The sequence below is a fragment of the Brevibacterium iodinum ATCC 49514 genome (assembly GCF_900169265.1).
Taxonomy (GTDB): domain Bacteria; phylum Actinomycetota; class Actinomycetes; order Actinomycetales; family Brevibacteriaceae; genus Brevibacterium; species Brevibacterium iodinum.
In genome coordinates this window covers 61,006-83,869 of sequence record NZ_FXYX01000012.1, presented here as the reverse complement: position 1 = coordinate 83,869, position 22,864 = coordinate 61,006, and the positions used below count along the sequence as shown (strand labels likewise).

19 protein-coding genes and 3 tRNA genes are annotated in these 22,864 nt (G+C 65.6%); 17 read left to right on the top strand and 5 right to left on the bottom strand.

All coding sequences use genetic code 11. The features are described from left to right. Positions 1–6: 6 nt before the first annotated feature. The 10 genes from pcaH to BI49514_RS09760 all read left to right on the top strand — a co-directional run bounded on the left by pcaH (position 7) and on the right by BI49514_RS09760 (position 10,798). Positions 7–831: a protocatechuate 3,4-dioxygenase subunit beta gene (pcaH, locus tag BI49514_RS09805; protein WP_101546371.1), complete on the top strand. Its 825-nt coding sequence runs from the start codon at positions 7–9 to the stop codon at positions 829–831. Continuing rightward, positions 824–1,408, top strand: a complete 585-nt coding sequence (pcaG, locus tag BI49514_RS09800; protein ID WP_101546370.1) for a protocatechuate 3,4-dioxygenase subunit alpha — start codon at positions 824–826, stop codon at positions 1,406–1,408. The genes pcaH and pcaG overlap by 8 nt, the downstream gene beginning before the upstream one ends. A gap of 6 nt (positions 1,409–1,414) precedes the next feature. Then, entirely contained in the window at positions 1,415–2,785 is a 1,371-nt protein-coding gene (locus BI49514_RS09795; RefSeq protein ID WP_101546369.1) for a lyase family protein, read from the top strand. Between the two features lie 45 nt (positions 2,786–2,830). Further along, a complete protein-coding gene (gene pcaDC / locus BI49514_RS17295) occupies positions 2,831–4,150 on the top strand; it encodes a bifunctional 3-oxoadipate enol-lactonase/4-carboxymuconolactone decarboxylase PcaDC (protein WP_101546368.1) in 1,320 nt (439 codons plus the stop codon). A gap of 108 nt (positions 4,151–4,258) precedes the next feature. Beyond that, a complete protein-coding gene (locus BI49514_RS09785; protein WP_101546367.1) occupies positions 4,259–5,470 on the top strand; it encodes an MFS transporter in 1,212 nt (403 codons plus the stop codon). A gap of 107 nt (positions 5,471–5,577) precedes the next feature. Continuing rightward, complete coding sequence (locus BI49514_RS09780; protein ID WP_101546366.1) at positions 5,578–6,333, top strand: peptidylprolyl isomerase; 756 nt, start codon at positions 5,578–5,580, stop codon at positions 6,331–6,333. A 198-nt stretch (positions 6,334–6,531) separates the two neighbouring features. Beyond that, positions 6,532–7,965, top strand: a complete 1,434-nt coding sequence (locus tag BI49514_RS09775) for an MFS transporter (RefSeq protein ID WP_101546365.1) — start codon at positions 6,532–6,534, stop codon at positions 7,963–7,965. Positions 7,966–8,212: 247 nt separating this feature from the next. Continuing rightward, a complete protein-coding gene (locus BI49514_RS09770; protein WP_101546364.1) occupies positions 8,213–9,010 on the top strand; it encodes a basic amino acid ABC transporter substrate-binding protein in 798 nt (265 codons plus the stop codon). A gap of 229 nt (positions 9,011–9,239) precedes the next feature. Beyond that, a complete protein-coding gene (locus tag BI49514_RS09765; protein WP_101546386.1) occupies positions 9,240–10,034 on the top strand; it encodes an amino acid ABC transporter permease in 795 nt (264 codons plus the stop codon). After that, positions 10,034–10,798: an amino acid ABC transporter ATP-binding protein gene (locus tag BI49514_RS09760; RefSeq protein WP_147293528.1), complete on the top strand. Its 765-nt coding sequence runs from the start codon at positions 10,034–10,036 to the stop codon at positions 10,796–10,798. The genes BI49514_RS09765 and BI49514_RS09760 overlap by 1 nt, the downstream gene beginning before the upstream one ends. Before the next feature lie 14 nt (positions 10,799–10,812). Here BI49514_RS09760 and BI49514_RS09755 read toward each other — a convergent pair whose 3' ends face one another. Both BI49514_RS09755 and BI49514_RS09750 read right to left on the bottom strand, forming a co-directional pair. After that, positions 10,813–11,226 carry a proline racemase family protein gene (locus BI49514_RS09755; protein WP_244195010.1) on the bottom strand — a complete coding sequence of 138 codons (414 nt, stop codon included), beginning with the start codon at positions 11,224–11,226 and terminating at the stop codon, positions 10,813–10,815. A 28-nt stretch (positions 11,227–11,254) separates the two neighbouring features. Beyond that, positions 11,255–14,077, bottom strand: coding sequence for an aminotransferase class I/II-fold pyridoxal phosphate-dependent enzyme (locus BI49514_RS09750; RefSeq protein ID WP_101546362.1), 2,823 nt, complete (start codon positions 14,075–14,077; stop codon positions 11,255–11,257). Positions 14,078–14,265: 188 nt separating this feature from the next. On the opposite strand from BI49514_RS09750, the gene BI49514_RS09745 reads away from it, so the two are divergent. Together BI49514_RS09745 and BI49514_RS09740 are read left to right on the top strand one after the other, a co-directional pair. After that, positions 14,266–15,987 carry a thiamine pyrophosphate-dependent enzyme gene (locus tag BI49514_RS09745; RefSeq protein WP_101546361.1) on the top strand — a complete coding sequence of 574 codons (1,722 nt, stop codon included), beginning with the start codon at positions 14,266–14,268 and terminating at the stop codon, positions 15,985–15,987. Between the two features lie 78 nt (positions 15,988–16,065). Then, on the top strand, positions 16,066–17,697 hold the full coding sequence (locus BI49514_RS09740) for an amidohydrolase (protein WP_101546360.1): 1,632 nt from the start codon (positions 16,066–16,068) through the stop codon (positions 17,695–17,697). A gap of 76 nt (positions 17,698–17,773) precedes the next feature. Here BI49514_RS09740 and BI49514_RS09735 read toward each other — a convergent pair whose 3' ends face one another. Continuing rightward, positions 17,774–19,138, bottom strand: a complete 1,365-nt coding sequence (locus BI49514_RS09735; protein ID WP_101546359.1) for an aspartate aminotransferase family protein — start codon at positions 19,136–19,138, stop codon at positions 17,774–17,776. Between the two features lie 88 nt (positions 19,139–19,226). Here BI49514_RS09735 and BI49514_RS09730 point away from each other — a divergent pair, with 88 nt between their 5' ends. Beyond that, positions 19,227–19,838, top strand: a complete 612-nt coding sequence (locus BI49514_RS09730; protein ID WP_101546358.1) for a YigZ family protein — start codon at positions 19,227–19,229, stop codon at positions 19,836–19,838. A gap of 35 nt (positions 19,839–19,873) precedes the next feature. Here the strand turns inward: BI49514_RS09730 and ybaK are convergent, their stop codons facing one another. After that, entirely contained in the window at positions 19,874–20,374 is a 501-nt protein-coding gene (ybaK, locus tag BI49514_RS09725) for a Cys-tRNA(Pro) deacylase (RefSeq protein ID WP_101546357.1), read from the bottom strand. Positions 20,375–20,581: 207 nt separating this feature from the next. Beyond that, the gene (locus BI49514_RS09720) at positions 20,582–20,929 is read right to left on the bottom strand and encodes a metallopeptidase family protein (protein ID WP_101546356.1); all 348 of its coding nucleotides are present in this window, start codon (positions 20,927–20,929) and stop codon (positions 20,582–20,584) included. A 169-nt stretch (positions 20,930–21,098) separates the two neighbouring features. On the opposite strand from BI49514_RS09720, the gene BI49514_RS09715 reads away from it, so the two are divergent. The 4 genes from BI49514_RS09715 (at position 21,099) to BI49514_RS09700 (ending at position 22,600) form a co-directional block, all read left to right on the top strand. After that, a tRNA-Glu gene (locus BI49514_RS09715) sits at positions 21,099–21,171 on the top strand. 37 nt (positions 21,172–21,208) lie between these two features. Then, a tRNA-Asp gene (locus BI49514_RS09710) sits at positions 21,209–21,282 on the top strand. 71 nt (positions 21,283–21,353) lie between these two features. Further along, positions 21,354–21,426, top strand: a tRNA-Phe gene (locus tag BI49514_RS09705). Positions 21,427–21,730: 304 nt separating this feature from the next. Then, positions 21,731–22,600, top strand: coding sequence for an SDR family oxidoreductase (locus BI49514_RS09700; protein ID WP_101546355.1), 870 nt, complete (start codon positions 21,731–21,733; stop codon positions 22,598–22,600). The last annotated feature ends 264 nt before the right edge of the window (positions 22,601–22,864 follow it).

Genomic DNA, 22,864 nt, shown 5'->3' with positions numbered 1-22,864 from the left:
GCCACGATGAGTCCGCAGAACACCTCACCCACCCCCGAGGCGGCCGCCCTCGGGCCCGACGACGCAGCCGAAGCCCAGGCGACCCTGTCCGCCGAGATCGAGAGCATCGAAGCGCAGTACACACAGGACATCGCCGGCGGCAAGAAGCCCGAGACTCAGCCGCGCCTGGACTACCGGCCCTACCGGTCGTCGATCCTGCGTCATCCGACGAAGGACCCCCGCCACACCGACCCGGAGACCATCGAGCTCTTCTCCCCCGCTTTCGGGCACCGGGACATCGGCACCCTCGAATCGGATCTCACCATCCAGGCCGACGGCGAACCCATCGGCGAGCGCATCCGCGTCACCGGTCGGGTCCTCGACGGGGAAGGCCGCCCCGTGCGCAATCAGCTCGTCGAGATCTGGCAGGCGAACTCGGCCGGACGCTATATCCACAAACGCGACCAGCACCCGGCTCCGATCGACCCGAACTTCACCGGCGTCGGCCGCACCCTGACCGGCGACGACGGCTCTTACTCGTTCACAACGATCAAACCGGGTCCGTACCCGTGGAAGAACCACCACAACGCCTGGCGACCGGCCCACATCCACTTCTCGCTCTTCGGGTCCGAGTTCACACAGCGGATGATCACCCAGATGTACTTCCCCGGGGATCCGCTCTTCGCTCTCGACCCGATCTACCAGTCGATCACCGACCAGAAGGCCCGCGACCGCCTCGTGGCGACCTATGACCACAACATCACCGAGCACGAATTCCTCATGGGCTTCAACTGGGACATCGTGCTCACCGGCTCCAACCGGACCTGGATGGAAGAAGAGGACGATGACTGACACCCCCACGACCCCTGATCTCACGCCGACCCCGGGCCAGACCGTCGGCCCGTTCTACGGCTATGCGCTGCCCTTCGAGCACGACAATGAACTCGTCCCTCCGGGTTCGGCTCGCGCCGTGCAGCTGACGGGAACCGTCTTCGACGGGGCAGGTGACCCGGTCCCCGATGCCATCCTCGAAATCTGGCAGCCAGATGAGCACGGCGCTGTCCCCCGCGAGACGGGATCGCTGCGCCGCAACGGCTTCACCTTCACCGGCTTCGGCCGCGCCGCCGTCGACCCGGAAGGTGAGTTCAGCTTCTCCACGGTCGATCCCGGCCCCACCGAGGCGGGCAAGGCACCCTTCATCAGCGTCGTCATCTTCGCCCGCGGTCTGCTCAACCGTCTGTTCACCCGCATCTACCTGCCCGAGGACACCGCGGCCCTAGCCGCTGACCCGCTCCTGTCATCGCTCGACGAAGACGAGCGCTCCCGCCTCATCGCCACTCGAGGGGCTGACGGATCGCTGCACTTCGACATACGGTTGCAGGGTGAGGAGGAAACCCCCTTCCTCCGTTTCCCCAGCCACGAGGACTGACGCGACATGACCGACACCGCACACACCCGGTTCCTCTTCGCCCCCGGCGATCTGCGCGGATCCGAAGCAATCGACGACGCCTCGTTCATCACCGCGATCGGCCAAGTCGAGACCGCGTGGATCGTCGCGCAGGGGCGGGTGGGGCTGGTGTCGTCGGAGATCCGCGCCGAGGTGGCCGCCGCCATCGATGCCACGATCCGCACGCTCACGGACGATCACACCGAACTCGAGTCTTTGGGTGAGGCCGCCGAATCCGGCGGCAACCCGCTCATCCCGTTTCTCGCCCTCGTCCGCTCCCAACTCTCCCCGGAAGCCTCACGATGCCTGCACCGGGGGCTGACCAGCCAAGACGTCATCGATACGGCCATCGGCCTACTCGTCTCCCGCGTCGTGCGGCAGATGCAAGCGCGCCTCGAGGTCATCGGCGCCTCCCTCGTCGAACTCTCCGACGCCCACGCCCAGACGCTGTGCCTGGCCCGCACCCTCACTCAGCCGGCACTGCCGACGACCTTCGGCCTCAAAGCCGCCGCCTGGGCCGCCGAGGTCAACGAGGTCCAAGGGCAGGCACCTTATGTCGACTATGTGCAGGTCGGCGGCGCGGCCGGCACCCGTGCGGCGATCCACTGGTTCGCCGGAGACTCCACGGAGTTCCTGCTGCGCGAATTCCACGTGCAGATGGTCGGTCCCGATGCGGCGCTCACACAGGTCCCCGTCCCTTGGCACACCGATCGCGTACGCATCCTGTCTTGGGGCTCCCACCTCGCCCAGTGCGTCACCGTCGGGGCCTCCATCGCCCGCGACGTCCTCATCGGCGTGCGCCCCGAGATCGGTGAGCTGTCCCTGGCCTCCACCGGCGGATCCTCGACGATGCCGCACAAGTCGAATCCCACCTCGGCGGTGCTGCTCCACCGCAACGGAATGCGCGTCCCCGGATCGCTGTCCACCCTGACCACGGCCGCCGCCGAAGCCATCGAAGAACGCTCCGACGGTGCCTGGCATGCCGAGTGGCCGGCCTTGTCCGAGCTCATGACCCTGGCGATCTCCTCGCTGATCATGCTCGACGAGATGATCGCGGGCCTGCGGGTCAACGCCGAGGCCATGCGCGCGAACCTCGACGCCGCCTCCCCCGGGATCTATGGGGAGAAGCTCGGCATCGTCTTCGGCGATCGGATCGACAAAGACACCCGCGCAGCCATCATCGCCCCCGGCTCCGACCCTGTCGCAGCACTTCGCGCGGAGATCGGCGACGAGGATGGAATCGAGGAATTCTTCACCCCCGAGTCCTACCTCGGTGAGGCCGAGGACATCCGCCGCACCATCCTGGCGACCATCGATAACTCCGGACCCCAGGAGATCGACCTGCCGTCCTTCGACTGAGACCCGTTTTTTCGACTTGTGAACCGACCGAAGAAAGTGACACCCATGGACCTCACCGCATCCGTTCTTTCCGCACCAGCTTCCCCCGCTGCCGATGCCCGAGTACTCGTCGTCCTGCCTTCGCTGGGCACCTCCGTGGCAGCCCTATGGCAGCAGGCCGCCACCGAACTGACCGCACTCAGCCCGGAGATGACGGTCATCGGCATCGACCTGCCCGGTCACGGCCGTTCGGCACCGATCGATGTCCCCGCGGGGACGTCGGTTGCCCCACGGGTGACGATGTCCGACCTCGCCGAGGCGGTCCTGGGCACCCTGGACCGGGTCCTTCCCGATGTGGCCGCCCCCGGCGCTCCCGTCGACCTCGCCGGAGATTCGATCGGCGGCGCCACCGCCCTGCAGCTGGCACTCGACCACGGCGACCGCTTCGGCCGCATCGCTGTCTTCTGCACGGGCGCGAAGATCGGTGAGGCCTCGGCGTGGGAGGAACGGGCACAGACCGTGGCGACCTCGGGCACCCCGACTCAGGTCATCGGTTCGGCCCAGCGCTGGTTCGGTGAAGGGTTCATGGACCGGGAACCGGAGGCCTCGGCCGCACTCCTGCATTCTCTTCAGGACGCCGACCGCTTCTCCTATGCCGCTCTCTGCTACGCGCTGGCCGACTTCGACGTCCGCTCGCGCCTGCCCGAGATCACGAGGCCGCTGCTAGCCGTCGCGGGTTCCCAGGACCAGCCGACTCCGGCGACGAAGCTCGCCGAGATCGCAGGCGAGGTCCCCGGCGCGCTCCTCGAGGTCATCGACGGTGCCGCCCACCTCGTCCCGGCCGAGGCTCCGGTCGTGACCGCGGGTCTGCTCGCTGACTTTCTGCAGGGCAAGGGACTCGGTGGCGGTGCCGGCGGCACGGGCGGGGTCGGCGCGGCCGCCGCAGGAGTTTCGGAGACCGAACTTCCGACCGCTTCCGGACCGAGGGAAGCCAGTCGTGACGATGTGCGCGAGGCCGGAATGACCGTGCGACGGCAGGTGCTCTCCGACGCCCACGTCGACCGCGCGAATGCGAAGGTCGACGACTTCACGAGCGACTTCCAGGACCTCATCACCCGCTACGCATGGGGAGAGATCTGGGCCCGGCCGGGACTCGAGAGGAGGATGCGCTCGGCGATCACGCTCACGGCCATGATCGCCGGAGGCCACGAGGCGGAGCTGGCGATGCACGTCAAAGCTGCGCTGCGCAACGGGCTCACCCGCAATGAGATCAAGGAGGTCCTCCTCCAGTCGGCCATCTACTGCTCTGTGCCGAGTGCGAACACCGCCTTCTCCGTCGCCTCGCAGGCCCTGGCCGAATACGAGGCGGAGGAGAACGCCGACTGAGGCTGTTCGAATCGTCACATTGGATACCTGAGGGGTTCCGAGGAACCGCTGTGGGCAATAGGCTGGTGCGGCTGCCTCCCCGATCCCGCGTTTCCTTGAAGGAGCCCCATGAGTGATGCCCCGGTCTCCCGCGGAGTCTACAAGTTCGCCGTCTTCGCCTTGGCGATCGGCGCCTTCGCCATCGGGGTGACCGAATTCGCGACCATGGGCCTGCTGCCGATGATCGCCGAGGAGCTGGGCATCACGGTCCCCCAGGCCGGGCACGCGGTGTCGTTCTATGCGATCGGCGTCGTCGTCGGCGCACCCCTGATCACGACCATCGCCGCGCACATGGATCGCAAGCTGCTGCTCCTGTGCATGATGGGTCTCTTCGCTCTGGGCAACCTCGCCTCGATGCTCGCCCCGACAGCCGGGCTGTTCAACATCGCGCGCTTCGTCTCCGGTCTGCCGCACGGAGCCTACCTGGGCATCGGAGCCGTCGTCGCCGCCTCCCTCGTCCCGGCCAACCGCCGCGGCCGAGCCATGTCACGAGTGATGCTCGGCCTGACGATCGCGAACATCTTCGGCGTTCCCTTCGCCGCGGCACTCGGCAATATGTTCGGATGGCGCAGCGCCTACGCCCTCGTCGCCGCGCTCGGAGTGCTCACCGTCATCATGGTCGCCGTCGGCGTTCCGCGCGTGAAGCTCGGCGCGGTGCCCTCGGCCCGCGGGGAGATCAAGGCACTCGGACGCGTGCAGATCATCCTCACCCTCGTTGCCGGCTCCGTGGGTTTCGGCGGAATGTTCGCCGTCTACACCTACATCACCCCGACGATGACCGACGTCGCCGGCGTCCCCAGCGTCGCGATCCCGTGGGTGCTCGCTGTCTACGGCCTGGGCATGACCGCCGGGTCGCTGATTGCAGGACCCCTGGTCGACAAGTCCATCGAGCGCTCGGCCACCGGCGGCATGATCCTCTCTGCTCTCGTGCTCGCCGCGTTCGGTGCCTTCACCCACATCGCGGCCATTGCGATCATCGCGCTCTTCCTCATCGGCATCTCGGGGTCGATGATCACCACGGCCCTGCAGATGCGTCTGTTCCGCGAATCCCATGACGCCCCGAGCCTGTCGGCGGCCATGAACCATGCCGCCTTCAACCTCGCCAATGCGCTCGGCGCGTGGCTCGGCGGAATCGTCATCACCGCCGGCCTCGGCTACCGTGCACCGGCGTGGGTGGGCGTGGGCCTGTGCGTGTCCGGGCTCATCGTCATCTCCGTTGCGATCTTCCTTCGCCGAGGCGGCTCCCCCGACCCGAGCACCCGCACCTCCGTCGAGACCTGAGTCCTTGGGCTGTTGGCCTTGCGGCAAATCCAGGTCGTTATCGGATACTTCTCGGCGCTGAAAGTATCCGATGGTGACCTACGTTTGAGTGCCGATACGATGAACGCATGGATCACCTCGCGCAGAGTCGCTCTCATGCCCTGACCCGCCACTCTGATGAATCGACCCGTCGCTCGAAGTCGGCCCTTCTGCTGACCCTCGCTGCCTTCGCTGTCCTCGCTTTTCTGCTGCTGAGCGGATGCGGGTCGTCTGATTCCGAAGGGGACTCCGGCGAGTCCTCTGAAGGATCGGACTCCTCGGCCGCTGCGGGAACCTGCTCCTACCCTGCTGACTCGCAGTCCGGCGCGAAGGAAGTCGACGCTCCTGAAGAGAAGCCGCAGGCAAAAGGCAGCGTCGACGCCACCGTGGCGACGAGCGCCGGGGAACTCGCGGTGACTCTTGATGCCGATCGCGCCCCGTGCACCGTGAACAGCTTCCGGTCGCTGGCCGCGCAGAAGTACTTCGACGACACTGAATGCCACCGCCTGACCACCGAGGGCATCTTCGTCCTCCAGTGCGGCGATCCCACGGGCACCGGGTCGGGCGGCCCAGGCTACTCGTTCGCCGATGAGCTCGACGGCTCCGAGACCTACCCGGCCGGCACTCTGGCCATGGCGAACTCCGGCCCGGATACGAACGGCTCCCAGTTCTTCGTCGTCTACGACGACAGCTCGCTGCCGCCCGACTACACCGTGTTCGGACAGTTGGATGAGAAGAGCACGAAGACCGTCGCGGATCTCGCTGCCAAGGGCACAGACTCCGGTGCCGGCGACGGCGCACCCAAAGCGAAGGTGACGATCACCGAGGTCACCACCGCGGACTGACCGCCCGTCCGAGTTGTCCAGAACACTTCGACCACCTAGTAATCTTATTCTGTGAGACTCGGAAATCACGTTTTGTGAGACGAGCGTAATGTCGATTCGTCGCCGTCGACGCTGTGGCTGACACAGCGCCGACGGCCTTTTCCATTGGCACGGACCACCCGCCCGTGCCTGCACTTCACGAAACAGCGGAGCACCACCATGTCCACCGAAACACAGCCGGAGAATCCCTCCTCGGCACCCGGGGTCGACGACGCGATCGCGGCGACTCGGAAGAACAACACCCGCGGCAAGGTCCTGACCGCCTCGATGGTCGGCACCACGATCGAGTTCTTCGATTTCTACGCCTACGCCACGGCCTCCTCGCTGGTCTTCCCGGCCCTCTTCTTCCCCAATCAGACATCGACGACTCAGCTGCTGAGCTCGTTCGCGATCTTCGGCGTCGCCTTCGTCGCCCGCCCCCTCGGTTCGATCATCTTCGGTCACTTCGGTGACCGCATCGGCCGGAAGAAGACGCTCATCGCCTCCCTGCTCATCATGGGCATCGGCACCTTCCTCATCGGCCTGCTGCCGACCGCCAGCACCCCGGGCTGGGTCGTCCTCGCGCCGCTGCTCCTCGTCCTCCTGCGCTTCTGCCAGGGTGTCGGCCTCGGCGGCGAATGGTCGGGCGCGGCACTGCTGGCCACCGAGAATGCCCCGAAGGGCAAGCGCGCCATCTGGGGCACCTTCCCACAGCTCGGCGCGCCCGTCGGCTTCATCATCGCGAACCTGCTCTTCGTCGCCCTCGGCACCTGGACCTCCCCCGAGGCGTTCCTCGCCTGGGGCTGGCGCATTCCGTTCCTGCTCTCGGCCCTGCTCGTCGCCGTCGGCCTCTATGTCCGCATGTCGCTCATGGAGACCCCGGCATTCCAGCTCGTCGCTCAGAAGCAGCAGATCTCGAAGGCCCCGCTCGGGCGGGTCTTCGCTACGAGCTGGAAGCCGCTCATCCTGGGCACGTTCATCATGCTCGCGACCTACGTGATCTTCTACTTCATGACCGCGTTCACCCTCACCTACGGCACCTCACCGGCAACCCCTGAGCAGGCCCAGACCGCCGCCGAGGCGGCAGGGAAATCCTTCGACCCCGCGGGCTTCGTCGCGGGACTGGGGTACACGAAGAACGAATTCCTCACCTACCTCATCATCGGAGTCGTCTTCTTCGGCATCTTCACCGTCGTCTCCGGCCCCCTGGCCGAGAAGCTGGGACGCCGGAAGACGCTGCTGGGCGTGACCGTGCTCATCGCCGCCTACGGACTCGTCGTCAACGCCCTGTTCAATGCCGGCACCCCGGGAGTCATCATCGGTCTCATCGTCGGCTTCATCCTCATGGGGCTGACCTTCGGACCGATGGCCGCGTACCTGCCGGAGCTCTTCCCCGCCAATGTCCGCTATACGGGTTCGGCGATCTCGTACAACATGTCCAGCGTCATCGGGGCTGGTCCGGCACCGTTCGCTATGGTCGCTCTGTGGCAGGCCGAAGGTGGGTCGATCTTCTACTGCGGTCTCTACATCATCGCCGCGTCCATCGTCACGATCGTCGCCCTGTGGCTGGCCAAGGACACCTCTGACCTCGATATGGAGGATCAGCTGAGCTGAGCCTCCTGGATCAGGGCCCGACCGACGTTTTCGTTGGTCGGGCCCTTTCGCGTCAGCGGCCGGAGACCTAGCGACCGTCCCGGTCACCGGGAATGACTACGATTTCGTCACAACCGCCTCGGTGCTCATCAAAGCGTCATTGGTGTGACCCAGTTCACGGTAGGATTCCTCTCAGACATTGCCCAGATACGGATGTCCGGGCAATCCGTTTGCGTGACGACACGGTCACCGATCCCCTGGAGGAACCATGAAACGACGCTCGAGCCTGGCCATCGTGGCCGCCGGCGCCATGCTCGCCCTGTCCGCCTGCGGCGGCGGAGGCGATTCCGAACCTGCAGCGACCGCCGAAGGCGGAGTCCCCCTGGTCAAGGAAGGCAAGCTGACCACCTGCACCCACCTGTCCTATCAGCCGTTCCAGTTCGAGAAGGACGGCGAGGTCGTCGGCTTCGACGTCGACATCGTCGATGCCGTGGCGAAGAAACTCGGCGTCGAGCAGGAAATCATCAACACCTCGTTCGAGACGATCACCTCGGGCGCGGAGTTCAACCAGAGCAAGTGCGATGTCGCGGCCGCGGCGACGACGATCACCCCTGAGCGCGAGGAGGCCACGGACTTCTCCGAACCGTACTTCGATGCGAATCAGGCGATCCTGACGAAGGCCGATAAGACCGCGAAGGACGAGAAAGCGCTCAAAGGCTTCAAGATCGCCGCCCAGTCCGGCACCACGGGCCTCGACTACGCCACGGAGAACTTCAAGGACTCCGAGGTCATCACCTATGAGGATCTGCCGCTCTCGCTCGAAGCGCTCAAGACCGGTCAGGTCGACGCCGTGATCAATGACAACGGCGTGCTCTACAACTACAACACTGAGAACAAGGGCTTCGCCGTCGGCTTCGACATCAAGACCGACGAGCACTACGGCATCTCGATGAAGAAGGGCAACACCGAGATGAAGAAGGCCGTCGACGACACGATCAAGGAGATCAAGGACAACGGCGAGTACGACAAGATCTACAAGAAGTGGTTCGGAGAAGCACCGAAGTGATCACCCGCGAATGGGCGGCCGGCTGCAATTCGTCGTTGCAGCGGGCCGCCCGTTCGGCTGAGTTCGACCGACCTGCCGGAGTCCCAACCGACACTCACGGCACGCACCCCCGGCGGACACCCCCGCCACAGCTTTTCGAAGGACACCCATGTCAGTTCCCACAGCGAACGAGGACGGCCGCCAGACCGGCCCTGCCGTCCCGGCCGCCACCGCCACTCCGAAAGCGAAGATGAGCAAACGCCAGAAGGCGAAGCTCTCTCGCGGCATCCAATACGCCATCCTCGTCGTCATCGCGATCCTCATCGCCATCTTCGCCGACTGGCCGACCTTCATCAAAACATTCGTTCGCGTCGATGTCGCCGCAGGCATGTTCCCCGACGTCATCACGATGGCGCTGAAGAACACCGTGATCTACACGTTCCTCGGCTTCGCCCTCGGCCTGGCGATCGCTCTTGTCGTCGCCCTCATGCGTCTGTCCTCGGTCGGCGTCTATCGCTGGCTCGCGACGATCTACATCGAGTTCTTCCGCGGACTGCCCGCTCTCGTCGTCTTCCTCGTCATGGGCTTCGGGCTGCCAGTCGCCTTCCCAGGGTTCAGGTTGCCACAGCTGATCGTCATCATGATCGCCCTCGGACTCGTGTCATCGGCGTATATGGCCGAGACGATCCGCGCCGGCATCCAGGCCGTGCCGAAGGGACAGATCGAGGCAGCTCGGTCGCTGGGAATGTCATCGACACGCGCGATGTTCACGATCGTCCTCCCGCAGGCGATGCGCATCATCCTGCCGCCGCTGACGAATGAGCTCATCCTGCTCGCGAAGGACTCCTCGCTCGCCTACATCCTCGGCTCCTCGGTCGACGGACGTGAGCTCGCAGCGCTCGGCCGCGCCGAGATCGTCAACACCGCGAACCTCACCCCGTTCATCGTCATCGCGCTGTGCTACCTCATCATCACGATCCCGCTGTCGTATCTGTCGCGGGTGCTCGAGCGCAAATACGGTTCCGCCGATTCAGGAGTGAAATGATGCCCGCAGCGACCAAGACCCCGATCATCGCGATCCGCAATCTGCAGAAGAGCTTCGGCACGAACCAGGTCCTCACCGACATCAACCTCGACGTCGACAAAGGTGAGGTCGTCTGCGTCATCGGGCCCTCAGGTTCGGGTAAGTCGACGATGCTCCGATGCATCAACACGCTCGAGACGCCCACCGGAGGCTCGATCGTCGTCGACGGCATGGATATGACCGACCTCGATCTCGACATCGACGCCGCCCGCACTCGCATCGGCATGGTCTTCCAGTCCTTCAACCTCTTCGCCCATCTCACCGTGCGCGAGAACCTCACAATCGCGCAGACAAAGGTCCTCAAGCGATCGAAGGCCGAGGCCAACAAGGTCGCCGAGGCGAACCTCGCGAAGGTCGGGCTGTCCGAGAAGATGGAGGCCAAGCCCGGTTCGCTCTCCGGCGGTCAGCAGCAGCGCGTGGCGATCGCCCGGGCCCTAAGCATGGACCCCGACGTCATGCTGTTCGACGAGCCCACCTCGGCGCTGGACCCGGAGACCGTCGGTGACGTCCTCCAGGTCATGCGCAACCTCGCCGAGGCGGGAATGACAATGGTCGTCGTCACCCACGAGATGGAGTTCGCCCGTCAGGTCGCCGACCGCGTCGTCTTCATGGACGGCGGAGTCGTCGTCGAAGCCGGACCGGCCAAGGACGTCATCGGCAACCCGCAGGAGCAGCGGACGAAGGACTTCCTCTCCCGCGTGCTCCACCCCGGCCAGCTAGGGTAGCCTCCGGCCCTACTTCAGAGTGTGAAACCGGCGGGGAACGGGTCGCTGGGGTCGAGCATGAATTGCGAGGTCGAGGTCAGCCAGGCCCTGCCGGTGATCGTCGGCACCACAGCCACGTGCTCGTCGACTCTCGTCTTCTCGATCAGTCGTCCGGTGAACGAGGTGCCGATGAAGCACTCGTTGACGAAATCCGTGTGCGTCCCCAACTGACCGCGAGCATGCCGGACGGCCATGAGCGCACTCGTCCCGGTTCCGCCTGGTGAACGGTCGAGCTGCTCATTGACGGCGGCCATGATCTCGCGACCGGCGGCGATGAAGTCCTCGGAACGATCACGCTCGAACGGGATGCCGGCGTCGGCGGCGGAGAAGAAGGCGTAGAAGTTCCCGCCGAAGCCGATATCGCATGACAGCCTCCCCCGACCCGGCAAGCCGGGTGGTCTGCATGGTCGATCTCGCTCAGTTCTCCAGGACCTCTTTGAGGATGACGCGGTAGCCCAGGCGGGAGTCGTAGCCGTGGATCTCACGGGTGTCGAGCGCAGACATGAAGTCGAGCACCTCGGCGGTGATGACCTGTCCGGGCACGAGCACCGGGAACCCGGGCGGGTACGGGGTGACGAATCCGGCCGAGACCGGATGTTCCCCGTTCTCGACCCTGCGTCGCAGCTCATGCGGCAGCACATGCTCGATGTTCTGGCGACGCAGACCCGCATAGTAGGCGGTGCGCAGGTCGCCGTCGGGCAGCTGCTTCGACGGGTCGTCGGCGGGCACCTCGGCCGCGTAGTCGGGGGCGAAGGCCGAGAAGTCCGGCAGCGGGGGCATCACCGCGGCCGGTTCGGTCAGCGCGTCCTGTTCGTGGAGTTCGTGCGGATCATTGAACATCCCCGCCAGTTTGACCAGCACCTCGATGAGGTAGGCGATGGCCGAGCGTGAGGTGCCGATGTTCGTCATGAACAGCACGGTGTTCCGGCTCGTCTTATTCACCTGGATGCCGTAGCGGTCCATGAGATGTTCGTGTTTGAACGTGTCCCCGTCGACTCCCGTGCCCGAGATCTCGACGGTGATGCGGCTGGGATCGACGACGAATTCGTCGCGAACCCAGGCGTCCCACATCGTGGAGAGCCCATCGCGCAGCGGCATCGTCCGCTCGGTGACCCGGTACTCCTCGGGAATGAGATCGGCGGCGGTGAGCACCTTGAACGTCTTCTTCAGCAGAGGATGCCTGGCGATCGCCGAAGACAGACTCATCGCCAGGTCAAGCTGCTTCTGCACCAGCGCGAAGCCCTCCATCTCCACCTGCCTGCGACCGAGGTCGAGGGATGCGAGGATCTGGTAGTTCGGCGACGTCGAGGTGTGGGTCATGTACGCCTCGTGGAAGGCCTCCTCGGCGCCGGTCGAGAACTCCTGGTCGTAGACGTGGATCATCGATCCCTGGCGCAGTGCGGTCAGCGTCTTGTGTGTCGACTGGGTCGCGTACACGCGGATCGTCGCGTCCGGCGGCGGCAGCAGGTCCTCTTCCAGCCACACCGAATCGGGGGCGGGGGCACCGGTCTCGGGATCGAACAGGCGCTTCTGCTGCTCCCGGTACGCCGCGGCATGGGCGTTGGTGGCCAGGTTCTCCTCGAGGGTCTCCGCGGCGACCATGGCGGTGCGCTTGCGGGTGACCGGATGGAATCGGGCGAAGGCGAACCAGGCTTCGTCCCAGAGGAAGACGAGGTCGGGTTTGATCGCCAGGCATTCGGACATGACCTTGTAGGGGTCGTAGACGATGCCGTCGAAGGTGCAGTTGGTCAGGGTGATCATCCGCACCTCGTCGAGGCGGCCGGCGGCCCGGTAGTCGAGCAGCAGCTGCTTGATCCTGTTCAGCGGCACCGCCCCGTAGAAGGCGACGTCGTTGAGCGGATACGCCTCGAGGTAGGCGGTGCGGGCACCGGTGAGCATGAGCGCATGGTGGTGGGACTTGTGGCAGTTGCGGTCGACCATGACGACCTCGTCGGGTGAGACGACGGCCTGGTGGACGATCTTGTTCGCCGTCGACGTCCCGTTCGTGACGAAGTAGGTGCGCTTGGCACCGTAGGCGCGGGCGGCCAGCGACTGTGCCTTCTTCAGCGTGTGCACCGGTGCGAGCAGGGAATCGAGCTCACCGGAGGTGGCGCTGGATTCGGCGAGCAGCAGGTTGAGTCCGTAGAAGTCGACGAAGTCGCCGATCCACTTGGACCCGACGACGGAGCCGCCGCGGGAGACGGGCAGTGCATGGAAGACACCGGCGGGGCGGCGGGCGTGCTCACGGATCGCATCGAAGAACGGAGTGTCGTAGAGGTGCTGGATGCGGCGCAGCAGGGACAGGTGGAGTTCGAACTGGTCCTCGCGGCGGAAGACGCGGCGGAACCGGTGCGTCAGGGCACCGGCGAGGCTTTCGATATGGGCGCCTGCCATGAGGTAGAGGTCGAGTTCGGGGCGCAGATTCGCCAGGGTGTCGGCCAGCCGCAGCACCCGGCGCACCGAATTGAGCGGACTCATCGGCGCCGTCGGCGATTCCTTCGTCGAGGTGTGCGCGAACTCGATGGAATCGCGCAGGTCGCGGCTGAGCACCTCGCGGGTGTTGTCGGTGAAACCGGGGCGGAGGACGCAGGCGAGCAGGTTCGGGTTCGTCAGGGCCGCCGCCACCGCATCGTCGGCAGTGGGCACGATGACGTAGTCGTAGATGAACTGGTCTGAGGCGTTGCGAAGTTTGAGCAGGTCTGTGTGCAGCTCATCGCGGCCGCCCTCGGTGGTCTCGTCGACGATGAGGACCTCAAAGCGGGGACGGGTGTCCTGGCGGTCCTTGAGCTCGGCGCGCTCATCCTCGGTGAGGTCGTCTTCACCGGTGTCGGGCACGGTGGTGCCCCGGAGCCGATTGACCGCACGTGTGATCATGTCGTGCGCGCGGTCGAATTCGCCGTTCGAGAGCAGGTCGGTGATCTCCTCGACATAGCGCTGGCCGAAACCTGCCCAGTAGAGCTCGATCGTCTTCAGCGAACGCAGCGAGCGCCACACCTCGCCGTCTTCGGCGATCATCGAGAAGTCCCCGCCGCTGACGGCTAGGCGTTTGATCGCGAACTTCAGGTACTCCCACGCGTCCGAACGCAGCCGCCACGTGCTCGCCGGCATCCCCGGGTCCCGTTCGAGCTGCGCCCGGCGCGGCGTCGAGGGGGCTCCGACGCGACCGTGCCTGCGGCCGCCGCCGAGGTCGGCGGGCTCAAACTCCTGCGCCGTTGCCTGGTCGGAGTCGATTCCGGTCATGCGAGAGCCTCCTGGCTGTCAGTCTCAGTCCCCACCCCGGTCCGGTGTGGATTTCCTGCTCACGGGCTCAGTCGGCGGACCGTGCTGATTCCGTTGTTGCACGATCATACGACCTCACAGTTTCGAATGGGCAGGGTGGTGGGCAGTTGAGACAACCACAGGAGGCGAAATGATGATAAGCATGGGGTATGGACACCTCCGCGTCTCTTTCTGCAGGTCATCTCATCGTCGAGGAACTTGAAGCACACGGAGTCACTCGCACTTATCTGGTTCCCGGCGAGTCGTATCTCGATGTCATCGATGGTCTCCGCGATTCGGCTATCACCCCGATCGTCTGCCGCCAGGAGGGCGGGGCCGCATACATGGCCGTCGCCGAGGGGCGGATGACCGGGGTTCCCGGCATCGCCATGGTTACGCGTGGTCCCGGTGCGGCGAACGTCAAGGTCGGCGTCCACACCGCGTACCAGGATGCGACCCCTCTCGTCGTCTTCGTCGGCCTCATCCCCACCGATCATCGCAGCCGCGAATCCTTCCAGGAATTCGACCTGGACGGCTGGTTCTCTTCGACCGCGAAGAAGGTGCTCACCCTCGATGATCCCGATAAGGCCGCCGAGGTGGTCGTCGACGCCATGCACACCGCCGTGACCGGGCGGCCCGGTCCCGTCATCGTCGGTCTGCCCGAAGAGGTCCTCGTCCGCCCGAGTTCGGGGACGGTGCTGCCCCCTCGCGTGCATGGATCGGCCTCACCGTATGCCGGGGACGTCACGGAGCTGCGTGCCCGCATCACCGCTGCCGACCGCCCCGTGCTCATCATCGGCGGCGAGGACTGGTCCCCGTCGACCTCGCGGCGCATCGCCCAATGGTCACGCGACCGCGGCCTCGGGGTGCTCGGCACCTTCCGCGCCTATGACGGCATCGACCACGACAGTCCGAACTTCCTCGGCATCTTGGGCTATGGTGCGTCCCCCGTGGCCAAGCGCACCCTCGCCGAGGCGGACCTGCACATCTTCTTGGGCTGTGTCCGCACTGACGTGGCCACCGACGGCTTCACGAATGGAGTCGACCAGCGCACCGTCGTCATCGGCCCCGATGCCGATGCGCACGGCCACTTCGGTCGCCTCGACCAGCACATCGTCACCTCGGTCGGCCGGTTCGCCCAGTCCCTGTTCACCGAGGAGGGAACCCGCACATATTCGGTGTCCTCCGACGGCTCGATCGACGAACCGCCGCTCGGCGATGCCCTGTCCGAGGCGGCCGGGGATGCCGTGCCGCTGCCGGCCTGGGTCGCCGAGTCCCGGGCCGAGCTCGAGGCGTGGCGGAAACCGCAGGTGGCAGGCTCGGGGTCGGCCGCCTCGGCGGGATTCGTCGACATGGACGAAGCATTCGTCCATGTGCAGGATCTGCTGCCGGACGACGCGATCATCACCTACGGGGCGGGGAACTTCTCCGGCTGGGCGACCAGGTTCCTGCCCACGCACGGGTTCCCCTCGGCGCTGGGCCCGCGCAACGGATCGATGGGATTCGGTCTGCCGGCTGCGGTCGCCGCCGCGCTCGTCCATCCGGAACGGGCGGTGTTCTGCATCGCCGGCGACGGGGACTTCCTCATGAACGGGCAGGAGATGGCCACGGCCGTCCAGTACGGCGCGGACCTTACCGTCGTGCTCAACGACAATTCGGTCTACGGCACCATCCGCGGTCATCAGGACCGCGAATATCCGGGCCGGGCCACGGCCACGGCCCTGCAGAACCCGGATTTCGCAGCCATGGCCACGGCTTTCGGCGGGCTCGGCATCCGCGTCGAACGCACCTTGGATTTCCGGGACGCGTTCGAACAGGCTCTGGCACACAAGGGGCTCTCGCTCGTGCACTGCATCACGGATCCGGCCGTTCGCGGGGCGCGCCTGCCGTGAACTCAGCAGCGGCCTGCCGTGAACGGTTTGTTGTGAACGGTGGGGCGGATGGCGAACGAATCTGACTAAGGTGGCGGTATGAGAATCGACGCGATCTTCACCGACCTCGACGCATTCACCCTTGATCAGACACGCCCGCGGGCGCAGAAGATCGGGGTGTGGGGCAACCGGATCATCGGCTTCGACGAGGAGCTCGACGGCATCGAAGCCGATCGTGTCGAGTCCCTGGACGGGGCGACGGTGCTGCCGGGCTTCAACGACGTCCACTGCCACACGACCTGGTTCGGTCTCACCCTGGCCTCGGTCGATGTCACGGCGCTGCCCGGCGGTCTGCCTGATGTGTATGCCGCACTCCAGAAGGCCGCGGCGACGACTCCGTCCGGGGAATGGATCGAAGCCACGGGGTATGCCCATCGTGACTACGACGGGCAGTATCCGGACCTGGCCAGACTCGACGAGATCACCGGAGACCGGCCGCTGTTCATGCGGCAGACGTCCGGTCACGCCGCGATCGCCAACACCGAGGCGATGCGTCGGGCGGGGATTCTGGACCCCGGTTTCGAGGAGCCGGTCGGCGGGAAGGTCGTGCGTGACGCGGCCGGACATCCGACGGGGCTGATCGAAGAGACCGCGCAGACTCTGGTGCAGGATCTCATCCGCCCGTATTCGCTCGACACCGTCGTCGACGCCCTCGATCTGGCGACGGCCTACTACGCGAAGGAAGGAATCACGTCCTTCGGCGAATGCGGAATCGCCTACGGCTGGATCGGCCACTCCCCCATTGAGATCAGCGGCTATCTGCGGGCTCGGGAGGAGGGGAAGCTGCGGGCGCGAGCGCAGCTCATGCCCCAGGCCGACGGGCTGCACTCGATCGCGGCGAACTCCGCCGACGGGTTCGGCATCGGTCTGGATGCGGGACTGCGCACCGGCCTCGGCGATGATCTCATCTCGATCGGGCCCGTGAAGTTCTTCATGGACGGGGCCCTGTCCGGCGAAACCGCGGCACTGCGGGAGAACTACGCGGGAAAGGACCACCCCGGCTATCTGCAGGACGACGCCGAGGTGCTGCGGCAGCAGATCCTCGACACCTATGCCTCCGGCTGGTCGTTGGCCGTGCACGCCATCGGTGATGCCGCCGTGGATGCTGCGATCGCCAACATCGTCGAAGCGCAGAAGCGCTATGGCCGGCGGGCGGTGCCGAACCGGATCGAGCATGCCGCATTGGTCCATGACGAGCATCTGGCGACGCTGGCCGAGCACGGTATCGTCGTCACTCCGCAGGCGGCGTTCGCCGACGGCATCGGGGACGGGATGAACGCTTCGCTCGGGCCGGACCGCCGGCACCTGATCTACCGGGCGAAGTCGTTCGTCGATGCGGGTGTGCCGATGGCCGGCAGCTCGGATCGACCGTGTGCCGACGGGAATGTGCTGCGCGGAATCGAAGCCTATGTCACCCGGAAGACCCGCGACGGGGACGTCATGGGTTCGGCGGCCGAATGCTTGAGCGTCGATGAGGCGATCGCCGCCTACACGGTCGAGGCGGCGAAGGCCTCAGGCCAGGGCGCGGACAAGGGAACGCTGAGCCGAGGCAAGCTCGCCGACTTCGTCGCCCTGGAGACCCACCCGCGCAACGTCGCGGCGGACGAGATCGCACAGATCCCGGTCCGCGCGACAATCCTCGGCGGCAACTACACCCACCAAACCCCCTAATTACTACCTGACGGCGGCCCAGCAACCTCGCGCGAGGTTGCTGGGCCGCTGTCGGGTAGTCCTGGGAGGGTGAGGGTCAGCGGGGGAAGTCTAAGTCGGTGAGGACCTTCTCGAAGACACCGAGGCCGCGTTCGAGGTCCTCTTCGCTGATGTTGATCGGCGGGACCACGTGCAGCCGGTGGTAGTTGTTGAACGGGATGACGCCGTGTTCCTTCAGCGCCGCCACCACCGAGGCGACCTCGGGTGAGCCACCGCCGTAAGGCGCCAGCGGCTCCTTGGACTCCTTGTCCCAGACGAGCTCGATCGCCCAGAACGCTCCGATGCCGCGGACCTCGCCGACGTGCTTCGAATTCTCCGCGATCTGCCGCAGACGGGGTCCGATGATCGTCTCCCCGAGATGCGCGGCGTGTTCGATCATGCCCTCGTCGGCCATTGCGTTGATCGTCGCGACCGCCGCGGCGCACGCCAGCGGATGCCCGGAGTAGGTCAGCCCGCCGGGGTAGACGCGTTCTGCGAAGGTCTCGAAGATCGCGTCGCTGAGGATCACTCCGCCCAACGGCACGTACCCGGAGTTCACGCCCTTGGCGAAGGTGATGAGATCAGGGACGATGTCGAAGTGTTCGAAGGCGAACCACTTGCCAGAGCGACCGAATCCGGCCATCACCTCGTCGGCGATGAGCACGATCCCGTGCTCGTCGCACAGCGCCCGCACACCCTGCATGTACTCAGGGCTGGGCACCATGATGCCGGCGGTGCCGGGAATGGATTCGAGGATGATCGCCGCGATCGTCGCCGGTCCCTCCAACTCGATGGTCCGACGCAGGTGCTGCAGTGCCCGCTCGGCCTCTTCGGCCTCGGTAGTGGCGTGGAATTCCGAACGGTAGAGGAAGGGTCCGAAGAAGTGGACGACGCCCGATTCTCCGGTCTCGTTCTCCCACCGCCGCGGATCACCGGTGACGTTGACGGCTGTCTGGGTTCCACCGTGGTAGGACCGGTAGCGCGAGAGCACCTTCGTTCGCCCGGTGTGCAGTCGCGCCATGCGGATGGCGTGTTCGTTCGCGTCCGCTCCGCCGTTGGTGAAGAACACGTGGTCGAGCCCGGCCGGTGTCCGTTCGGTGATGAGGCGAGCTGCTTCGGAACGGGCCGCGTTGACGGTGGCCGGGCTGATCGTGCACAGCACATCGGCTTGGTCCTTGATCGCCTGCACGACGGCCGGATGCTGGTGGCCGATGTTCGTGTTCACCAGCTGCGAGGAGAAGTCGAGGAACTCCCGACCCTCACCGTCGATGACCGTCGACCCGTGGGCGCGGGCAACGGTCGGCGGGTCGATGAGTCGCTGTGCCGACCACGAGTGGAAGACGTGCGCGCGGTCGAGTTCACGGGCCCTTGCGGATTCGTCCTTGAGTGCTGCGAGGTCGATCTCGCCTGGTTGGTGCACCATTGTCACCCTTTCGCTGAAGTACCGGGGATGAGCGCGGAATCCGCGCCCGTGGGGTCATCGTAGAACACATTCGACTACAGTGACGAGCATGTCTTATCGGACCATCGTCAGCCCCGTCGAGGCCGAGATCGAGATCAAGAGATCCCGTTTCCTCGCCCGTCTCTCCCCTGCCGCGGATGAGGCCGAGGCGCGGTCCGTCATCGCCGAGGCGCGCGCCGAGCATCCGAAGGCCCGCCACCATTGTTCGGCGTTCGTCCTCGACACCGATTCGCGCACTCAGCGCTTCAGCGACGACGGGGAACCGGCCGGCACCGCGGGCGCTCCGATCCTCGATGTCGTCACCGGTCATGATCTGACCTTCGTCGTCGCCGTCGTCACCCGGTATTTCGGGGGCACCCTGCTGGGCGCAGGCGGGCTCGTGCGCGCTTACGGTCAGGCCACCTCGGCGGCCGTGGATGAGGCGAGGATCCTCACCCGTCGTGAGCGCGTCCCTGTGTCCGCACACGTCGACTATGCCCAGGCCAACGCCCTCGAACGGGCGGCCGGGAACCGGGGGTGGGCAACGCGGTCCGACTACGGCGGTGAGGTCGGACTCGACGTCCTGGTTCCCCTCGCCGAGGTGGCCGATGCCGTGGCGATGTACGCCGACCTCACCGCCGGTCGGGCAGAGCCCGAGGTCGGTGAGGTCGAATGGGTGTGAGGCCGGGGATCGACGCTCGGATCAGCGAGAGCTGATCAGTCGAGCGCGGCGATCTTCGCGACCTGGGCGTTCGTGAGCATGACGAGATCCTCCGGGCGGATCTCGATCTCGAGACCGCGACGGCCGGCCGAGACGAACACTGTCGAATGGTCGAGCGCTGTGCGGTCGACGACGACCGGCACGGCATGGCGCTGTCCGAACGGAGAGACTCCGCCGACGGGGTAGCCGGTGCGACGTTCGGTCTCGGCGACGCCGGACAGCTGGGCCTTCTTCGCTCCGCGCGCGGAGGCCAGGGCCTTGAGGTCGAGCTGACCGGAGACGGGGACGAGCGCGGTCACGGGTTGCCCGTCGACCTGGATCATCAAGGTCTTGAACACCTGGTCGGAGCTGACTCCGAGCTTGTCTGCGGCCTCCGAACCGTAACGGCGGGTGGCGGGGTCGTGGTCGAAGCTGCGCAGGCTGTAGTCGATGCCTGCCAGGTTGAGCACTCGCACGGCCGGGGTCGCCGCACTGGAAGTCTTGGATGCAACTGTCATAAGGGGGTAGTGCCTCCTGCCCGCAGGTCAGCGGGGCCAGGAGGCGCAGCTTTCACGGCTCCGTGTCCCCGCATCGATACGGACGGAATGTTGTATCGGTGCTGATAGGTACCCGCCCACAATAGGCGAAGTAGGCTTTCGGACGCCAATTCCCGTGACGTCAAGTGACTCGCCGGTAAGCCCGTCAGCCCCTTCGGCCGGGGACGCTCACCCCCACCCGAGTTCGTGGAGCCGGTCGTCATCGAGACCGTAGAAATGGGCGATCTCATGGACGATGGTGACGACGATCTCCTCGCGCAGGTGATCCCGATCCTCAGCGAAGTCGATGAGGTTGTCTCGATAGATGAAGATGTTGTCGGGCATCTCGAACCCAGCGATCCCCCGCTCCCCGATCGGCGTGCCCTCATAGAGGCCGAGCAGGTGCCGATCACCGTTCTCCGGCCGATCCTCGACGAACAGGGCGACATTGTCCAGCTGTTCGGTCACTCCGGCGGGCAGCAGATCCAGGGCTTCGCCGAGGATCGCGTCGAACTCCTCATCACTCAGGGCCTCCATGCCACCCCACTCTAGCGACTCCGATCCCCTCGCCGAGGCGGCCCTGCGAAACGTCGAAAAGCACCGTTTTCGCCGTGTGACCGAGGACACTGCTCTTCGTTTTGCATTCCGCGAATCGGGTGGGATAAGCTTAACGTCGTTGCCCACGGGGAATCCGAGGACAACCTGGGCCCCCATCGTCTAGAGGCCTAGGACACCGCCCTTTCACGGCGGCGACACGGGTTCGAATCCCGTTGGGGGTACGGTGTAGGATCGTAAGGTCTTCCATCACAACAGCAAGGCCCTGTGGCGCAGTTGGTTAGCGCGCCGCCCTGTCACGGCGGAGGTCGCGGGTTCGAGTCCCGTCAGGGTCGCGGAGCATAAGGCTCTTCTTCGGAAGAGCCTTTGTTTCTCTCGACATACTTATTGAGTATGTCGGCGGCTCGGCTCTGTAGCTCAGTTGGTAGAGCGTTCGACTGAAAATCGAAAGGTCACCGGATCGACGCCGGTCGGAGCCACAACACGGAAGCCCCGCTTCCCCAGTGAAAACTGGGGAAGCGGGGCTTCTCCACGTCTGCGCGCACCTCTTGAAATCCGAATCACCTGGAGTAGGTTGAAGACGAGTTCGATGACCCGCCCACGTCGTGGCGGCGCAGGGCGAGAGGAGAGCTGACTTCCCGGGTCAACAGGCGATTGGCAAACCCGCTCTTGTGTGACCCACGGCACACAGATGTACTGTTGAGTAACATCTCGTGGGGTCCGCTTGAGCGGGTTCTGCTCGCGAGGGACAGCACTGACGCCTAACTGCAAGGACGCACAGACATGACGCGTGGAACGAAGATCGCCGGCAGCCGCATCCTCATCACAGGGGCCGGAAGCGGAATCGGCAGACTCATGGCTTTGGACGCGGCGGCCCGCGGCGCAGCCGAGGTCATCATCTGGGACCTCTCGGACGAACGCGGAGACGCGGTGCGCGCCGAGGTGGAGGCCGCAGGAACCAGGGCCCGATCCTTCACCCTCAATGTCGGTGATGCCGACCAGGTTGCCGCCATGGCCGAGCAGACCGGTCAGATCGACGTCCTCGTCAACTGCGCAGGCATCGTCTCCGGCAAGAAGCTTCTCGACATGGAGGAACCGGCGGTCCGTCGCCTCTACGACGTCAACACCTTCGCCCTGTACTGGACGACCCAGGCCTTCCTGCCCGGAATGATCGAGCGCGACCGCGGCTCCGTGGTCACAATCGCCAGCGCTGCCGGCCTGACCGGAGTCGCTCGACAGACCGACTACTCGGCGAGCAAATGGGCGGCGGTGGGCTTCACCGAGTCACTGCGCGGAGAGCTGCGCGCCGACGGCAGCCGGGTCAATACGCTTGCTGTGTGCCCCTTCTATATCAACACCGGCATGTTCAAGGGAGTGCAGACGAAATTCCCGCGCCTGCTCCCGATCCTCGAAGAGAACGAAGTGGCCACGCGGGTCCTCGATTCCGTTGAATCCGGTCGTGAGCAGCTGGTCATGCCCTCGCTCGTCCGCTTGGTTCCGGGTGCTCGTCTCCTGCCGATCCGAGCTTTCGACAAGGTCATGGACTTCCTCGGTGTCAACCAGACGATGGACCACTTCACCGGCCGGACCAGGCCGGGCCAGAAGCACAGGTCACCGGAAGGAGACGTGCCGGTCTCCGTGGCACGTCACTAAGCGGCAGATCCTCGGCCGGGGCCATCGTCGGTGACCGAAAGTACGGTGTTCGTCGACACGACCGGCTACAGCAGCACGGAGTTCGCACTGACGACTGCCGACTAGCTCGGCCTCATCTCGGCGGGCCGAGGTGCCGGGGGAGAAGTTTCTGACCGATTAGGGCTGGGCACGGTGGAAGGAGCACTTCGATCGGAAGTGGGTGCGCACCCGTAGCCTGCAGGCCGACGACGTGCAAGAATGAGGGCCGGAGAATGACGACGAGCG

Coding starts and splice junctions, on each gene's coding strand:
- ybaK (WP_101546357.1), bottom strand. CDS start 20,374: ATGACAGTTGCATCCAAGACTTCCAGTGCGGCGACCCCGGCCGTGCGA.
- BI49514_RS09780 (WP_101546366.1), top strand. CDS start 5,578: ATGGATCACCTCGCGCAGAGTCGCTCTCATGCCCTGACCCGCCACTCT.
- pcaDC (WP_101546368.1), top strand. CDS start 2,831: ATGGACCTCACCGCATCCGTTCTTTCCGCACCAGCTTCCCCCGCTGCC.
- BI49514_RS09765 (WP_101546386.1), top strand. CDS start 9,240: ATGAGCAAACGCCAGAAGGCGAAGCTCTCTCGCGGCATCCAATACGCC.
- BI49514_RS09785 (WP_101546367.1), top strand. CDS start 4,259: ATGAGTGATGCCCCGGTCTCCCGCGGAGTCTACAAGTTCGCCGTCTTC.
- BI49514_RS09770 (WP_101546364.1), top strand. CDS start 8,213: ATGAAACGACGCTCGAGCCTGGCCATCGTGGCCGCCGGCGCCATGCTC.
- BI49514_RS09720 (WP_101546356.1), bottom strand. CDS start 20,929: ATGGAGGCCCTGAGTGATGAGGAGTTCGACGCGATCCTCGGCGAAGCC.
- pcaH (WP_101546371.1), top strand. CDS start 7: ATGAGTCCGCAGAACACCTCACCCACCCCCGAGGCGGCCGCCCTCGGG.
- BI49514_RS09795 (WP_101546369.1), top strand. CDS start 1,415: ATGACCGACACCGCACACACCCGGTTCCTCTTCGCCCCCGGCGATCTG.
- BI49514_RS09730 (WP_101546358.1), top strand. CDS start 19,227: ATGTCTTATCGGACCATCGTCAGCCCCGTCGAGGCCGAGATCGAGATC.
- BI49514_RS09775 (WP_101546365.1), top strand. CDS start 6,532: ATGTCCACCGAAACACAGCCGGAGAATCCCTCCTCGGCACCCGGGGTC.
- BI49514_RS09750 (WP_101546362.1), bottom strand. CDS start 14,077: ATGACCGGAATCGACTCCGACCAGGCAACGGCGCAGGAGTTTGAGCCC.
- BI49514_RS09735 (WP_101546359.1), bottom strand. CDS start 19,138: ATGGTGCACCAACCAGGCGAGATCGACCTCGCAGCACTCAAGGACGAA.
- pcaG (WP_101546370.1), top strand. CDS start 824: ATGACTGACACCCCCACGACCCCTGATCTCACGCCGACCCCGGGCCAG.
- BI49514_RS09760 (WP_147293528.1), top strand. CDS start 10,034: ATGCCCGCAGCGACCAAGACCCCGATCATCGCGATCCGCAATCTGCAG.
- BI49514_RS09740 (WP_101546360.1), top strand. CDS start 16,066: ATGAGAATCGACGCGATCTTCACCGACCTCGACGCATTCACCCTTGAT.
- BI49514_RS09745 (WP_101546361.1), top strand. CDS start 14,266: ATGGACACCTCCGCGTCTCTTTCTGCAGGTCATCTCATCGTCGAGGAA.
- BI49514_RS09700 (WP_101546355.1), top strand. CDS start 21,731: ATGACGCGTGGAACGAAGATCGCCGGCAGCCGCATCCTCATCACAGGG.